We start from the raw sequence: 14,618 nt of genomic DNA, 5'->3' as shown, positions 1-14,618 counted from the left end.
CGGCGCGGGGCCTCGGACCGGGCATCCCCGGAGCGTGGCTCACCGTGCTCCGGGCGCACATACCTCCACGTCCCCTCAGGCCGTCTCGGCGCCTGCGGGCCGCTGCGCGGAGCGGAGCAGCGCGGCGAAGGCCGTGGGGGTCGTGCTGAGTATCGCTCGGGTGGGGTCGCTGCTTTCGGTGAGATGGATCGTGCCGGTGGGGCTGGTAGCGATGTGTACGCAGGAGTTGCCTTCTTGGCAGTAGGAGGACTTCTGCCAGGTGAGCTTGGGCATCGTGGGCTTCCTTTACAGGTCCTGGATGATGTTGTGGATGAAGTCGCGTGACTTCATGGGTGAGAGTGCTGTGGCTTCCATGCGGTCGAGGAGGATGCGGTACTTGTCGAGCTGGGCTTCGGCGTCCAGGAACACCGGGCCGTGCGACTGGTCGAGGTTGACCGTGTCGAGTTGGGGCACGGGGCCTGCGGAGTAGTAGATCGACTGGCCCGAGCCCGGGAATGTTCCGGCAGTGAACGGGATGACGTGAATGGTGATGTGCTCCCGCTCGCTCATGTCGATGAGGTGTTTGAGCTGCGCGCGGGTCACGGTGGGGCCGCCGAACTGCATGCGCAGGGCCGCCTCGTGGACGATTGCCTGGTGGGGTGTCGGGGGCTCTCTGAAGAGCACGGCCTGCCGCTTGATGCGGTACGAGATCCGGTGTTCGATGTCCGGCGGTGACAGCTCGGGAACGCCCTGGCGGAAGATCTCGCGGGCGTAGTCCGTGGTCTGGAAGAGGCCGGGGATGTGCACCGTCACCGCGGTGCGCAGCGATGTGGCGTGGTGTTCGATCTCGGCGAGGTCCAGCAGCCCTGCGGACAGTATTTCGCGGTAGTCCTCCCACCATCCGCGCGTGCGTTCACCGGTCATGCCGGTCAGCGCGTCGATGAGGGGCTTGTCGGAGCAGTCGTAATGGCAGGCCAGCGCGCGCACCCGTGCCGGGCTCACGCCGAGCCGCCCGGACTCTATGTTGCTGATCTGGTTCTGCTTGACGCCGAGGAGTTTCCCGGCCTCCGTCGACGTCAGGCCGGCGCGTTCGCGGAGCTTACGCAGCTCGCTGCCCAGCCGCAGTTGACGTCCCGTCGGGTTGGTTCTCACGGGCGCGTTCGCCTCTCCTCATGTCCCATCACTCACACGAGTGGTTGTGCAGGGCTTTATCAGGTTTCGGTTAACGCCTTAACTAGACGTCGCTACCTTGTGAGTGGCGCCACCACCCAGAAGAACCCCGCTCGACGGAGCGACAACGTCACTGGGCCCACCCGGCAACTACCCGCTCCCAACGGAGACTTCCATGAACGCAACCGTATCGCCGCCCTGGACCTACACCCTCCAACTCCCCCACGATCCCCGCGCGCCGGGAATCGGCCGTGCCACCCTCCGCGCGGTACTCGAAACGTACGGGCTCGGGGAACTCACCCCCACCGCCGAACTCCTCGCGGGGGAACTCCTGAACAATGCGCACTGTCACACCGACGGCCCCTACGCCCTCCGCCTCCGCTCCTCCACCCCGGAGGGGATCCGCGTGGCCGTGTGGGACTCCAATCCGGAGATCCCACCCGGGTTCGGGGAGGACGGCCGTGACGACGACTGCCGACCGCCGGAGACGGCGGAGGGTGGGCGGGGGTTGCACATCGTGCGGGCGTGCGCGGACAGTTGGGGGTCCTACTCCCTCGGGACGGGGCACGTGGGGAAGTTGCTGTGGGCCGAGGTCACGCCGGGCTCCGGTCGGTAGAGGACTCGGCGAGCTACGGGACGGAGGGATCCCCCGGCTGGGGCCCGGTACGTCCGCCCGTCTCGTCCATCAAGTTGACGGCCACGTCGAAGCAGCCTGCCGTGAACTTGGACGGCGAGCGAACCTCCATCAGGACAGTGCCGCTCGGCAGCATGGCGTACGTCGGGGGGTACGACGTCTTCGGCTTCCCGGTACAGAAGCGCGCCGCTTCCCGCTGCTGACCCTCGGTGAGCGCGTTCGCCGACAGCATGCGCACCGTTCCGCTGTGCATCTGCTCAAGGCGTTCGGCGCTGTTGCGGGCGCCGGTGAAGAGCCGCACCCAGGACCGGTCCGCGAAGGTGAGCCGGACATCCGCTTCGAGTTTGCTGAACTGCATGTGACGGGCTTCGGCGAGGGCGTCGAGCGGTAGCTCGCAGAGTACGTCGGCGTGTTCCAGCAGTCCGAGCTCGGAACCGACGAAGAGAAGGCGGTGATTGGTGATGACCAAGTCCGTGATGTAGCTCTTCGGCCGGCGTGCAGGGTCCAGTTGCCACGGCAGGGTGCGCGCGAGGGTGCCGGGAGCGGCCCACATGACGGGGAAATCGTCGACCTCGTTCTCCGGATCCTCGGGTTTGTCGTCGCCGGAGCCGACGTTGTTCTCGTTGAGGACGAGGCTCGTGACCAGGGCGAGGGCGGAGGCCAGGGCGCCACCGACGCGACGGGAGGCCTTGTTCCCGGCGGTGCGTGGTGTGTTGTCCGGGCCGGGCGGCCAGCCCGCGCTCACCAACTCCCCTTGCATGTCGTTGCGACCGGTGTCGCGAAACCAACGTTGTCCGGAGACGGCGGGGGCCATGCCGGTGGCGAAGGTGGCTGCGGAATGGATGAGGACGTCTTCTTCGGGGTCGGTGAGCCAATCCATCAGTGCGCCATCTCTCCATCAGGGAAATCGACCGATCCGACAATGCCCGCCATGGCACTGCTGAACTCGTCCCACTGTTCCATCGAAGCCGTGTCCAGCGTGAAGACCGCCGTGTACGGGCCGGTCGCGAACGGAATATGGACCTGGATCTGGCCCATGACCAGTTCCTCGTCCTGGCCACTCTTCGTGTACTGACCGTCGACGAGGAGCTTGCGGAAGGAGATCGCCGACACCGCAGGACCGCACGGCAGGTCGATCCAGGTCACCTCCCGTAGCGGGTCGGACTGGAGGGTCACCAGAATGCCCTGGGCGACTGTCTCCTGATCGGCTTCCCCGGACTCGAAGACCGCCATGGTCAGTGAACAGTGCGCGACACCGCCGTGGTTCTCGATGTCGTACAGCCCAATACCGAAGAAGCTGACGCCGCCCGTCAGCATTTCGTCGGCCGTCGCGCTGTACAGGGCGCCCATAATGTTGCAGAGAGAGGGCTCACCGTTGGGATAGATGTCTCTGACCAGCTGGTGTGCGGCGTGGGCACGTGCGGGGGCGTCCAGCGAAACCTCGATTGTGTGCATGCCCTCGGGGCAGCGGAAGTTCATGGGCGGCAGAGTGGCCCCCGCTACGACCGGCGAGGGGTGGGCTACCGCGCTACTACTCGTAGGTGTTGGGCTGTCCATGCGGCGCCCTCAGCTTCCGTAATCTCGGTTCGCGATGGTGTGGCCTTTGTATCCGGTCAAGGCTGTCTTGATGGCGGCGTCAAAGGCCCGCCCACCCTGGCCCATGGGCGAGATGAGCTCGTCGCTCTTGACGAACGGCAACCTGCTTCCCAGCGCGTTGATCGATTTGGTGCCGACCAGCTGACCGCCACGAAAGTTCTGTAGGCCGCTCTCCACCGCGAGCCGCGTACGGCTGCCGCCTTCGGCGAGTTGGACCACGGGAGCTGGCTTCCCCTTTCCGAAGAGCTGGAGCAGCTTGCTGCTCTTCATTCCTGCCTCATAGCCGGCTCCGAGCTTTGCGGCACGAGCCGTAGCACTCGTGCCCTTAGCGACCTTTGCCGTGCCCAGCAGGCCCTTGACCCCTGGAAGCACACCGAAGGCGTCAAACCCGATCTCAACCCAACTCACCTCTGCGCCTGCTGCTTTGGCGGTCAGATGCGTAAGTAATGCCGCTCCACTAGTCACCATAGAGGCGGCTGCGAAGATCGCACCGATCGGCTCGAAGGGGGCCGTGATAATGGCGAGGATGCCCAGGGCGCTACTGATCAGGCTCAATGCATCGCCGATCATCTTGATCAGTTCGGCGTGATCCTTGATCCACTCGCCTGCGGTCTTCCACGCGTCCGCGACGCCCTTGGTGAGCTTGTCCCAGAAGCCCGGCTCGTCCGGGGCGATGTCGCCTGCCTTGTCGAGTTCCTTGCTGATCGCCCCGGCCGCCTTGGCGTAGCGGTCCTCCAGGTCGTGGACCTGGGCGATGACCCCGTCGACGTCTCCCGAAGCCTTCCCGCTCTCCTTGCTGTCGGGCTTCGCCTCCGAGCGGGCGTCGAGTTTTTCCCCGGCCTTCTTCTCGAGGCGGTCGGTCTCGTCCTGGAACTCCTTGAGTTCCTTGGCCCACCGGTACAGCGCGCGCGACGCCTTGTCGAAGGATTCGTGGCTCTTGCGGATGAGCGGGGTGACGTCCTCGCCGATGTACTCGGTGAACGCGAGCGCCGCCTTGCCCTTCCAGGCGCCGCATTCGATGCGTTCCAGGTCTCGGACCGCGGCGCCGAGCTCCGAAGCCAGCCCACCGAGTTTCTTCGCCAGGTCGCGGGTGTCCTCGACGTTGCCGGGTGTGGGGTCCCAGCCTATGTTCGGGAGCGCGGGGCGCTTGGTGCCGGTCACGCTACTTGCTCTTCTTCTTGGCGGACTTGAGGGACTCGGCGAGGGCCTGGTCCAGTTTGCTGAACTCCTCGTCGATCTTGTTGATCATCTTGACGGCGCCCTGCGTGTGCTTGCCGAGCTGCTTGACGCCGTAGCCCCACTCGTCGGCGAACTCGTGCACGTCCTCGATGAGTTTCTCGGCCCCGACGACCGAGCCGTCGGTGTTCTTGAGGGTTCTGCGTGCGGCGTCCATGCGGTCGCTGACCGAGGAGAAGGTCTTCTTGAGGTTCTCGAAGACCGTTCCGTCGAGGCGAAGGTCGCTCATGTCGGTGTCCGGGTTCCCTGTTTGGTCGTGGTCTGCGGTCTGCGGTCTGCGGTATGTGGTTTGCGGTCAGCGGGCGACTGACTGGATCTCGTGTACGACTACGTCCTGGGTGTCTGCGGAAGAAGTCACCGATCTTGAGTACGCCGATCTGCCGGATCGCCTTGACCGTGGCCTGGATCCCCTTCGGGGAGTACGCCGGTTCGTACCAGCAAGCGGGTGGATCCCAGTTGCTGTTGGCGGGGGTGAGCGTGCCGGTCCTCGCGGACTTGGGGCTCCCCGGGTTGCCCGGACTGCCCTCGACCGTCGTCCGGACCTGCGTGTGTACGCCGAGGTTTTTGTCCTGGCGCGTGGCCGTGGTCTGCTGCGCCTCTTTCCGCTCACCCGTCGTCCTTGAGGAAGGTGACCCGGCGGTCGTAGTAGCGGGTGGTCCCGACGAAGCTCTTGCCCTCCTTGCGGAAGCCCTGGATGTAGTCAGCTGCCGTGAGCAGGGCTTCGCCGGAGGAGTAGAACTTCAGTGCCGGGTGCGTCTTCGCGTCGACCGTGACCGCTTCGTCGATCGCGTCGAGCCGACGCGCGTTGTCGGCGAGCACCGCGTCCTTCTTCGGGTCCCCGGTCTCGCCCCCCTCGAAGACGTTCTCCACGACCTCGGGCAGCTTGATCTCCGGGCGGTCGATCCCGTCGTCCTCCGATGTCTTCGGGGACGGTGACTCCTTCTTCTTGTCACTCGCGTCCGAGTCGGCGCCCGCGATCCTGTCCTTGGAGTCGCCGTCGCTCCCTCCGCACGCCGAGAGCGAGAGGACCGCGGCAGTGGCCATGGCGGCCGCTGCGAGCAGGGTGGGGCGGCGGTTCACGGTTTCGGCTCCTGGGGGCGGGGTTCTCTGGAGTGAACCAAGCTATCCAGGTGAGGTGGGGGGCACCAGCCGCTTTGACGGCGGGCAAGGGGGCAGACAGGTGTATATCGGCAGAGTCTGGACCGCGTTTGATCACTCTTGGCTCGTATGTGTCGCTCACCGCTATGGGGCGGGAAGTGGGTGACCGTCCCATAGAGCAAATTCGGGCATGGGTTGGGTTATGGGGGTAGGGCAGGGTGCCCATCTGTTGTCTTGCTGCGCAGGTCGGTTCGTTGGGGGCAAGGCGGCCCGCCGTATCGGACACGCCATTTCCGCCGCTCCTGCCCGGGGCGTGAAGTCAGTGGGGGAGCGGGGACGGATCGGGGGTGTGGATGCGGCGGCGGCGTCGGCGTTTGAGGAGGGCCCACGGGCCGCGGGGGCCCGTCGGCATCGCTGCCGTGACCTCCGTGCCGCCCTCCGAGGCTGCTTGGGCCGCTGCTCGCGCGACCGGCAGGAAGCCCTCGCGGCGCGAGACGTCCGGGCGGTCCTCCTCCGGCCATAGGCCCAGCGCCGCGCACAACGTGGGGAGTACTGCCATCGCCGCCGTCGCGTACCCCTCCGCGGAGGGGTGGTAGCGGTCGGGGCCGAACAGTTCCCGGGGGTGTGCCGCGAACTCGGGGCCCAGGAGGTCGCCGAGCGAGACCGTCCGGCCGCCCTGCTCCACCGCCCCGATCGTCTGCGCCGCGGCCAGCTGCCGTGAGACGCGGCGGGCCAGCCACCGCAGCGGCTGGTAGACGTTCTCGACCGTGCCCAGGTCGGGACACGTGCCGACCACCACCTCCGAACCGGCCGTACGGAGCCTGCGTACCGCGGAGGAGAGGTGGCGTACCGATCGCGTCATCGGCATCCGGTGCGTCACGTCGTTCGCGCCGATCATGATGACGCAGACGTCCGGCACCCAGGAGGGGTCCGAAAGGATCAGTGTCACCTGGCGGTCCAGGTCGTCCGACTGGGCGCCCGGCAGCGCCACGTTCCGCAGGTCGACGGGGCGCTCGGCGACCGCGGCGAGACCGGAGGCGAGCAGTGCCGCCGGGGTCTGTTTGGCCCGGTGCACGCCCTGGCCCGCCGCCGTGGAGTCCCCGAGCATCGCGAACCTCACGGGTTCGGCGTGCGTGGGCCGCGCGGCCTCCGCGGCGAACGCCCCGCCGTAGCGCCCGTCGGCCCGTGGCGGATCCACGTGCCCGTTGCCCACCGTCCGCTTCGCGAGCTGCACCTCGGCGAGCACCACGCCCACCGTGGCGGCCCCGAGCAGCCCGATGCCTCCGCCGCCGTACGCCGCGCCCGCGGCGATCCGCCGCGCCACCCTCGCCCTCGACATGCCCTGCAGCCACCTCCTCGTGCCGTACCGCTTCGTACGGCCGCACATCCACTCATTGCCCCGTAAGCACGGTCGGCCAATCGCAAGCGGAGGTGAACGGATGAGGAGGCTCTAGGCTGACCGCACCAATTCGTCGCACTACATCGCAGCCCGGAGACAACGGTGCAATTCCACGACTCGATGATCAGCCTCGTCGGCAACACCCCGCTCGTGAGGCTCAACAACGTGACCGCGGGCATCCAGGCGACCGTCCTGGCCAAGGTCGAGTACTTCAACCCCGGCGGTTCCGTGAAGGACCGCATCGCGCTGCGCATGATCGAGGCGGCCGAGCAGAGCGGGGAGCTGAAGCCCGGCGGCACCATCGTCGAGCCCACCTCCGGCAACACCGGGGTCGGCCTCGCCATCGTGGCCCAGCAGAAGGGCTACAAGTGCATCTTCGTCTGCCCGGACAAGGTGTCCCTCGACAAGATCAACGTGCTGCGCGCGTACGGCGCCGATGTGGTGGTCTGCCCGACCGCCGTCGACCCCGAGCACCCGGATTCGTACTACAACGTCTCCGACCGGCTCGTCCGCGAGACGCTCGGTGCCTGGAAGCCCGACCAGTACAGCAACCCGAACAACCCCCTTTCGCACTACCACTCCACCGGCCCCGAGCTCTGGGAGCAGACGGAGGGGAAGATCACCCACTTCGTGACGGGCATCGGGACGGGTGGCACGATCTCCGGGACCGGTGGGTATCTGAAGGAGATCTCCAAGGGCTCCGTCACCGTCGTCGGCGCCGACCCCGAGGGGTCCGTGTACTCCGGCGGGTCCGGACGGCCCTACCTCGTCGAGGGCGTGGGCGAGGACTTCTGGCCTACGGCGTACGACCGTAACGTCACCGACGAGATCATCGCCGTGTCCGACAAGGACTCCTTCCAGATGACGCGGCGGCTCGCCAAGGAGGAGGGGCTCCTCGTCGGCGGGTCCTGCGGCATGGCCGTCGTGGCGGCGCTGCGGGTCGCGGAGCGGCTCGGTCCGGAGGATGTGGTGGTTGTTCTGCTGCCCGACAGCGGGCGCGGCTACATGAGCAAGATCTTCAGCGACGAGTGGATGAACGACTACGGCTTCCTGGAGGAGGCCGGGGACCAGCCGCGCGTGGCCGACGTGCTGAGCCGCAAGGAGGGCGGCGAGCTGCCCTCGCTCGTCCACATGCACCCCGAGGAGACGGTGGGGGAGGCGATCGAGGTTCTGCGGGAGTACGGGGTCTCGCAGATGCCGATCGTGAAGCCGGGCGCGGGGCACCCTGACGTCATGGCGGCGGAGGTCATCGGGTCGGTGGTCGAGCGCGAGCTCCTCGACGCGTTGTTCGCGCAGCGTGCCTCGCTCTCCGATCCGCTGGAGAAGCACATGTCAGACCCGCTGCCGCAGGTCGGCTCCGGTGAGCCTGTCGCCGACCTGATGTCGGTGCTCGGTGGCGCCGACGCGGCGATCGTGCTGGTCGAGGGGAAGCCGACGGGTGTGGTGAGCCGTCAGGACCTGCTGGCGTTCCTGGCGGAGCAGCAGTCGCAGTGACGTGACGGCTGACTGCTGATTGTTCACTGCTGACTGCTGACTGCTGACGTACTCGTAACCGAGCGGCACGAGGACGTCATGTGTGCGCAGCACCCGCTTAACACGGTGCGGGCATGCTGGTCGGTGTCGGCGTCAGGAACTCCGGAGCGGCTCCCGGGTTCGTGGACGCCTGGGCGCGGCCGGCTCTGACCCGGTACGACGTCCTTCCGCGGGGGACCGCCGTCGTCCCGCCCCCTGGGTTTCCGGGGGTGCGGCGGGCCCTCGCGGTGACGGCCCCTCTGCGGGCGGTCGTCCTGCACGGGGAGGTGCCGGGTGGGAAGACCGTCTCAGTCGTCCCACTCCGACTTGCGGTCGTCGCGCCCGCGGCCGCCGAAGGACAGGCCGCGGAACGAGTGCACCGCGTTCACGCCCACGATGCCCGCCCAGGACACGAAGAGCCCGGTCAGGCCCGCGTTGACCACGGCGATCGCGGAGAGCGGGACCGCGAGGATCAGCGAGACGACGCCGAACCCGAAGCGCTCGCCCCAGGAGTCGACCCCGTTCGCGGGCGAGCGGGCGCCGCGGGCGACCACCATCTGCTGTTCCGCCAGGTGGCGGCGCATACGGCGGTCGATCGTGCCGTCCAGGCGCTGCTCGATCTTCCCGAGGAACGAGTCGACCAAGGCGGAGTCGTACTCTTCGCCGAGCTCTCTGCGCGCATGCAGAGTGGCGTCGAGTTCCTTCTTGAGTTCGGCGTCACGGGCTTCCATAGCCGTTTACGTTACGACGCCGGGGCGCTCTCGGCGCTGGGGCTAACCCCCCTTTCCGCACGGGGCCCAGCCCCAGGGGCGGGCGGGTTCCGCCTGGCCAGGGCCCAGTACAGCACCGCGGGCACCACCAGCCCCACGATCCACGAGATGTCGGCGCCGCCCAGCGGGTCGACCAGCGGGCCCGTGTAGAAGTGGGTGACCAGGAAGGGGAGCTGGGCGAGGAGGCCCACGCCGTAGACGGTCAGGGCGTCCCAGCGCCAGGCGCCGTAGCGGCCGTGCGGGTCGAAGAGGGCGGGGATGTCGTACCGCTCGCGGGAGATCAGGTAGTAGTCGACCAGGTTGATGGCCGACCACGGCGTGAAGAACGTCAGCAGGAACAGCAGGAAGTCCTTGAAGGACGACAGGAAGCTGTCCTTGCCGAGCAGCGCGACCGCCGTGCCCGCCACCATGATCACGGCGATGTACGCGGCCCGCCCGCGCGCCCCGAGCACCTTCTGGCCGCGGAAGCCGCTGATGCTCGTGACCATCGACATGAAGCCGCCGTAGGTGTTCAGGACGTTGATGGTCAGCTTGCCGAGCGCGATCACGAAGTAGAGGAAGGAGGCGATCAGGCCGGTGCCGCCGAGGCCGACGACGTAGCCGACCTGGTTGGCGAGGAACGCGTCCCCCGCACTGGCGGCCACGAGCACCCCGAACGTCATCGACCACTGCGAGCCGATCGCCGACCCCGACAGGGTCCACCAGAACGTGGCTTTGGCGGAGGTGGCGCGGGGCAGGTAGCGGGAGTAGTCCGCCACGTACGGGCCGAACGCCAGCTGCCAGGACGCCGAGAGCGATACGGCGAGCAGGAACATCGGCAGGTCGAAGTGGGCGTCGGAGAGAAGTACCGAGAGGTCGACCCGGTCCAGGAGGCGGACGCCGAGGTAGATGAAGGCGAGCGCGCAGATCACGCTCGCCACCCGGCCGAGCACGTGGATGACGCGGTAGCCGACCGCCGCCATGACCGCCGTGATGACGGCGAAGACGACGATGCCCGTGGTGTCGTTCGTGTGCGTCAGTTCAGCCGTCGCCTGACCCGCGAGTACGCTGCCGCTCGCGAAGAATCCGACGTACATGAGGATGACGAGGAGCAGCGGGACGACGGCGCCCTTCACCCCGAACTGGGCCCGCGACTGGATCATCTGCGGCAGCCCCAGCTTCGGGCCCTGCGCCGAGTGCAGCGCCATGACCGCGCCGCCGAGCAGGTTGCCGAGGACGAGGCCGACGAGCGACCACACCACGTCGCCGCCGAACACGACGGCGAGCGCGCCCGTGACGACCGCGGTGATCTGGAGATTGGCGCCGAGCCAGAGCGTGAACTGGCTGAACGCGGTGCCGTGCCGTTCGTCGTCCGGGACGACGTCGATGGAGCGCCGCTCCACCAGGTCTTCAGCTGCCATGCCGGTCAACTCCCGATGCTGGTACGCCTGCTGTTGCTTGGTACGCCTACTTCTTTGTGATGCCGTGCTGTTCCGCCCAGTCCCGCGCCACGTCCTCCGGGTCCTTCTTGTCCTTGTCCACCAGGCGGTTGAGCTCGGTGAGCTGCGCCGTCGTCAGGAGGGCGCCGAGGCGGGCGAGGGCCTTGCGGACCGTCGAGTCGGCCTTGCGGTCGGCGATGAGCGGGACGATGTGCTGGCCGGGGACGAGGTTCTTGGGGTCGGTGAGGACGACCCAGTGCTCGGCGGCGATGTCGGTGTCGGTGGTGAAGAGGTTCGCGACGTCGACGTCGCCCTTGCGCAGGGCGCCCTTCACCAGCGGCCCGGACGAGTCGAGCGACTTGAACTCCTTGAACTCGACCCCGTAGACGTCCTTCAGGCCGACCGCGCCGACCGTCCGCTTCTTCACCTCGGCGGCGGCGCCGATGACCAGCTTGCCGTTGTGCTTGGCCAGGTCGGCGAGGGACTTGAGGCCGTACTCCTTCGCGGTCTCGCGCGTCACGACGAACGCGTCGGAGTCCTCGGCCCGCCCGTACGGGAGGATCTGGAGCCCACGCGGGAGGCGCATGGCCAGGGCGTTCTGCATCTCGCCCTCCTCCGTGGCCTTCGCCTTCGGGTCCAGGTAGTGCAGGAGGGCGCCCTGGTACTCGGGGAGCAGGTCGATGTCGCCGCCCTTGAGCGCGGGGATGAGGATCTCGCGGGTGCCGAGGTTGGGGCGGACGTTGGTCTTGACGCCCGCCGCTTCCAGTGCGGCCGCGTAGAGGTGGCCGAGGACCTGGTTCTCGGTGAAGTTGGCGGTGCCGATGGTGACGCCGTCCTTGCTGGAGCCGCCTCCGCCGCCGCCGGATCCCCCGCCGTCGAGGGAGGTGATGCCGCCGCCGCAGGCGGCGAGCGCGGGGACGGAGGCGGTGGCGAGGAGTCCGCCGAGGAGAGTTCTGCGGTTCATGTCCTGGGTGCTCCTAAGCCTGTTGGGCCGGGCGGTGGCGGAAGAGGGCGCGTTGCAGGGACGCGAGCGCGAGGTCGAGTACGACGGCGACGAAGGCCACGAGTACGGCGCCGCCGAGCACCTGGACGAGGTCGCGCTGGGCGAGGCCGTCGAACACGTACCGGCCGAGGCCGCCGAACGAGACGTACGCGGCGATGGTCGCCGTCGCGACGACCTGGATCAGCGCGAGCCGGAGCCCGGTCATGATCAGCGGCAGCGCGAGCGGCAACTCGACGTGCAGCAGCACCTGGTGGGCCCGCATGCCCTGGCCGCGCGCCGCGTCCCGCACCTCGGGGTCGACGGCGGTCATGCCCGCGTACGTGTTGGTGACGATGGAGGGGACGGCGAGCGCGACGAGCGCGATGTAGACGGGTGTCATGGAGAGGCCGCTCGCCAGGAAGACCAGGACGACCAGTCCGACGGTGGGCAGGGCGCGGCCGAACGAGGACAGGTTGATGGCGATGAACGCGCCGCGTCCGGTGTGTCCGATGAGGAGGCCGACCGGCAGGGCGATGGCGGCGGCGATGAGGGTGGCGAGCAGCGAGTACTGGAGGTGCTCGGCGAGCCGGTGCCCGATGCCGTCGGGGCCGGTCCACTGGTCGCCGCTGACCAGCCACGCGCCGAGGTCCTTGAAGAGTTCGTACATGTCAGGCGCTCCTCCGGCGGCGGGTCCAGGGCGTCAGGACGTACTGGAGCGTGACGAGCAGTGCGTCCGCGACGAGCGCGAGCAGCAGTGTGAGGACCACGCCGACGATCACGGGGGTGGGGAAGTTGCGCTGGAACCCGTCGGTGAAGAGCTGGCCGAGGCCGCCGTCGCCGATGTACGTCGCCACGGAGACGAGCGAGATCGACATGACCGTGGCGATCCTTACGCCCGCCATGATCACGGGGAGGGCGAGGGGGAGTTCGACGGTGAGCAGCGTGCGGAGGGGGCGGGTGCCCATGGCCTTGGCCGCTTCCTTCGTCTTCGCCGGGACGGAGTCGAGTCCCTCGACGGTGTTCCGGAGGAGCACGACGAGGGTGTAGATCGTCAGGCCGATGACGGTGGTGGTGCGGGTGAGGCCGCTGACGGGGAGGAGCAGGACGAAGACGGCGATGGAGGGGATGGTGAAGAGGACGTTGGAGAGGCCCAGGAGGAGACCGCGGAGGGGGCGGACGCGGTGGGCGAGGACGGCGAGTGGGAGCGAGATCAGTAGCCCCAGGGCTACGGCGGAGAGGGCGGCCTGGAGGTGGGAGAGGGTGAGGGTGGTGAGGTCGTCGGTGTGGTCGCGTATCCACGACCAGTCGACGGTCACGGGGTGGACTCCGCGTTCGCCTGCGGGCCGTCGGGGGTTGCTTGCGCAGTTCCCCGCGCCCCTGAGGGTGTTCCCTGCGCGTTCGTCTGCGGGTCGTCGTGGGCTGGTCGCGCAGTTCCCCGCGCCCCTGACTGGTCCACCTGGCCCGGCGCCGCTGGGTGCGGGTCGTCCTTAGCTGGCTGCGCAGTTCCCCGCGCCCCTGGGTGGTCCGCCTGGCCCGGCGCCGCTGGGTGGTCCGCCTTGTCCAGTGCCCCTGGGTGGTCCACCTGGCCCGGCGCCGCTGGGTGGTCCGCCTTGTCCAGTGCCGCTGGGTGGTCCACCTGGTCCGGCGCCGTTGGGTGGTCCGCCCTGTCCGGTGCCGGTGGGGTGGACGACCTAGGGGCGCGGGGAACTGCGCGATCAGCCCCCACCGGGCCGCGGACAGAACGCCCCCTCGCATGCGCAGCGCCGGCGTGGTCGTGGATGTCGGCTCGGGACGTGACCCCCGTCAGGACCCCCTCTGCGTCCACGCGTGCCACCAGCCCCGTCGGGGCGGACAGGGACTCGTCCAGCGCCGAGAGGAGGGAGTCCGTGTCGCGGAGGGGACGTACGGGGACGTCCGGCGCGTCGCCGTCGACGTGGCGCCAGGCGAGAGGGGACCCCGTCGCGGTCAGGCGGAGCGTCCACGATCCGCCCTCCGGCGCCGCCCCCTGCGGAACGCCCGACAACGTGGACAACGACAGAAGCTTCAGGCCGCGCTCCGCCCCCAGGAAGTCCGCGACGAAGTCGTCCGCGGGGCGGGCGAGGAGCTCCGCGGGCTCGGCGCACTGCACAAGATGGCCACCCGTGCGGAACACGGCTATGCGGTCACCGAGCCGCACCGCCTCGTCGATGTCGTGCGTGACGAAGACGATGGTTTTGTTCAAGTCGCGTTGGAGGCGCAGCAGTTCGTCCTGGAGTTGCGTGCGGACCACCGGGTCCACCGCCCCGAACGGCTCGTCCATGAGGAGGACCGGTGGGTCCGCCGCCAGCGCGCGCGCAACGCCGACCCGCTGCTGCTGCCCACCCGAGAGCTGGTGGGGGTAGCGACGCCCCGCGTCCGGCGCGAGCCCGACCGTCTCCAGGAGCTCCGCCGCCCGCGCCCGCGCCTTCCTGCGGCCCCAGCCGAGCAGCAGCGGCACCGTGGCGACGTTGTCGAGGACCGTGCGGTGCGGGAAGAGACCGGCTTGCTGGATGACGTAGCCGATGGAGCGGCGCAGTTCCGCCGCGTCCTGTTCCAGGATGTCGCGGCCGCCGACCCGGATGGTTCCGGAGGTCGGGTCGACCATCCGGTTGATCATGCGGAGGGTCGTCGTCTTGCCGCAACCGGAAGATCCGACGAGGACGGTCACGCCGCTTTCGGGCATGTCGAGGGTGAGGTCGTGGACCGCTGTCGTGCCGTTCGGGAAGCGCTTGTGGACCGTATCGAATTGGATCATGTGGAGTCCCTTGCCCGGCTGTATATCGTCATGCAGAGTTCTCGTTGTCTG

At 68.5% G+C, this 14,618-nt stretch carries 15 protein-coding genes and 1 pseudogene; 2 read left to right on the top strand and 14 right to left on the bottom strand.

Translation table 11 applies throughout. The annotated features are described in order from the left end of the window. Nucleotides 1-75 precede the first annotated feature (75 nt). A complete protein-coding gene (locus tag NOO62_RS16465) occupies nt 76-273 on the bottom strand; it encodes a DUF397 domain-containing protein (protein ID WP_268771636.1) in 198 nt (65 codons plus the stop codon). A gap of 12 nt (nt 274-285) precedes the next feature. Continuing rightward, nucleotides 286-1,131 (bottom strand): helix-turn-helix domain-containing protein, encoded by an 846-nt coding sequence (locus NOO62_RS16460; RefSeq protein WP_268771635.1) that lies wholly within the window; start codon nt 1,129-1,131, stop codon nt 286-288. 193 nt (nt 1,132-1,324) lie between these two features. Here NOO62_RS16460 and NOO62_RS16455 point away from each other — a divergent pair, with 193 nt between their 5' ends. After that, nucleotides 1,325-1,765: an ATP-binding protein gene (locus tag NOO62_RS16455; RefSeq protein WP_268771634.1), complete on the top strand. Its 441-nt coding sequence runs from the start codon at nt 1,325-1,327 to the stop codon at nt 1,763-1,765. 13 nt (nt 1,766-1,778) lie between these two features. Here the strand turns inward: NOO62_RS16455 and NOO62_RS16450 are convergent, their stop codons facing one another. The 6 genes from NOO62_RS16450 to NOO62_RS16425 all read right to left on the bottom strand — a co-directional run bounded on the left by NOO62_RS16450 (nt 1,779) and on the right by NOO62_RS16425 (nt 7,061). Next, nucleotides 1,779-2,663, bottom strand: coding sequence for a hypothetical protein (locus NOO62_RS16450; protein WP_268771633.1), 885 nt, complete (start codon nt 2,661-2,663; stop codon nt 1,779-1,781). Next, nucleotides 2,663-3,262, bottom strand: a complete 600-nt coding sequence (locus tag NOO62_RS16445) for a hypothetical protein (protein WP_268771632.1) — start codon at nt 3,260-3,262, stop codon at nt 2,663-2,665. Before NOO62_RS16445 ends, NOO62_RS16450 begins: the two co-directional genes overlap by 1 nt. An 87-nt stretch (nt 3,263-3,349) precedes the next feature. After that, on the bottom strand, nt 3,350-4,540 hold the full coding sequence (locus NOO62_RS16440) for an enoyl-CoA hydratase/isomerase family protein (protein WP_268771631.1): 1,191 nt from the start codon (nt 4,538-4,540) through the stop codon (nt 3,350-3,352). Between the two features lies 1 nt (nt 4,541). Next, on the bottom strand, nt 4,542-4,844 hold the full coding sequence (locus NOO62_RS16435) for a hypothetical protein (RefSeq protein ID WP_268771630.1): 303 nt from the start codon (nt 4,842-4,844) through the stop codon (nt 4,542-4,544). 377 nt (nt 4,845-5,221) lie between these two features. Then, nucleotides 5,222-5,695 (bottom strand): hypothetical protein, encoded by a 474-nt coding sequence (locus NOO62_RS16430; RefSeq protein ID WP_268771629.1) that lies wholly within the window; start codon nt 5,693-5,695, stop codon nt 5,222-5,224. A gap of 337 nt (nt 5,696-6,032) precedes the next feature. Beyond that, complete coding sequence (locus tag NOO62_RS16425; protein WP_268775647.1) at nt 6,033-7,061, bottom strand: SGNH/GDSL hydrolase family protein; 1,029 nt, start codon at nt 7,059-7,061, stop codon at nt 6,033-6,035. A 153-nt stretch (nt 7,062-7,214) separates the two neighbouring features. On the opposite strand from NOO62_RS16425, the gene NOO62_RS16420 reads away from it, so the two are divergent. Continuing rightward, the gene (locus NOO62_RS16420; RefSeq protein WP_268771628.1) at nt 7,215-8,606 is read left to right on the top strand and encodes a cystathionine beta-synthase; all 1,392 of its coding nucleotides are present in this window, start codon (nt 7,215-7,217) and stop codon (nt 8,604-8,606) included. 326 nt (nt 8,607-8,932) lie between these two features. Here NOO62_RS16420 and NOO62_RS16415 read toward each other — a convergent pair whose 3' ends face one another. The 6 genes and pseudogenes from NOO62_RS16415 to NOO62_RS16390 all read right to left on the bottom strand — a co-directional run. After that, nucleotides 8,933-9,355, bottom strand: coding sequence for a hypothetical protein (locus tag NOO62_RS16415; RefSeq protein ID WP_268771627.1), 423 nt, complete (start codon nt 9,353-9,355; stop codon nt 8,933-8,935). A gap of 11 nt (nt 9,356-9,366) precedes the next feature. After that, nucleotides 9,367-10,794, bottom strand: coding sequence for a purine-cytosine permease family protein (locus tag NOO62_RS16410; RefSeq protein ID WP_268771626.1), 1,428 nt, complete (start codon nt 10,792-10,794; stop codon nt 9,367-9,369). A gap of 46 nt (nt 10,795-10,840) precedes the next feature. Then, the gene (locus NOO62_RS16405) at nt 10,841-11,776 is read right to left on the bottom strand and encodes an ABC transporter substrate-binding protein (protein ID WP_268771625.1); all 936 of its coding nucleotides are present in this window, start codon (nt 11,774-11,776) and stop codon (nt 10,841-10,843) included. Nucleotides 11,777-11,789: 13 nt separating this feature from the next. Then, complete coding sequence (locus tag NOO62_RS16400) at nt 11,790-12,461, bottom strand: ABC transporter permease (protein ID WP_268771624.1); 672 nt, start codon at nt 12,459-12,461, stop codon at nt 11,790-11,792. A gap of 1 nt (nt 12,462) precedes the next feature. Then, on the bottom strand, nt 12,463-13,110 hold the full coding sequence (locus NOO62_RS16395; RefSeq protein ID WP_268771623.1) for an ABC transporter permease: 648 nt from the start codon (nt 13,108-13,110) through the stop codon (nt 12,463-12,465). Between the two features lie 425 nt (nt 13,111-13,535). Next, nucleotides 13,536-14,567, bottom strand: a pseudogene (locus NOO62_RS16390) (ABC transporter ATP-binding protein); the annotation flags it as partial. Nucleotides 14,568-14,618: the final 51 nt, after the last annotated feature.

This window comes from Streptomyces sp. Je 1-369, assembly GCF_026810505.1.
GTDB lineage: Bacteria > Actinomycetota > Actinomycetes > Streptomycetales > Streptomycetaceae > Streptomyces.
The sequence above is the reverse complement of the archived record's forward strand: the minus strand, read 5'-3'. Positions and strand labels throughout refer to the sequence as shown.

Excerpts from the sequence above, each read along its gene's own strand:
- NOO62_RS16465 (WP_268771636.1), bottom strand. The coding sequence starts at position 273 with ATGCCCAAGCTCACCTGGCAGAAGTCCTCCTACTGCCAAGAAGGCAAC.
- NOO62_RS16455 (WP_268771634.1), top strand. The coding sequence starts at position 1,325 with ATGAACGCAACCGTATCGCCGCCCTGGACCTACACCCTCCAACTCCCC.
- NOO62_RS16450 (WP_268771633.1), bottom strand. The coding sequence starts at position 2,663 with ATGGATTGGCTCACCGACCCCGAAGAAGACGTCCTCATCCATTCCGCA.
- NOO62_RS16445 (WP_268771632.1), bottom strand. The coding sequence starts at position 3,262 with ATGAACTTCCGCTGCCCCGAGGGCATGCACACAATCGAGGTTTCGCTG.
- NOO62_RS16435 (WP_268771630.1), bottom strand. The coding sequence starts at position 4,844 with ATGAGCGACCTTCGCCTCGACGGAACGGTCTTCGAGAACCTCAAGAAG.
- NOO62_RS16415 (WP_268771627.1), bottom strand. The coding sequence starts at position 9,355 with ATGGAAGCCCGTGACGCCGAACTCAAGAAGGAACTCGACGCCACTCTG.
- NOO62_RS16410 (WP_268771626.1), bottom strand. The coding sequence starts at position 10,794 with ATGGCAGCTGAAGACCTGGTGGAGCGGCGCTCCATCGACGTCGTCCCG.
- NOO62_RS16405 (WP_268771625.1), bottom strand. The coding sequence starts at position 11,776 with ATGAACCGCAGAACTCTCCTCGGCGGACTCCTCGCCACCGCCTCCGTC.
- NOO62_RS16400 (WP_268771624.1), bottom strand. The coding sequence starts at position 12,461 with ATGTACGAACTCTTCAAGGACCTCGGCGCGTGGCTGGTCAGCGGCGAC.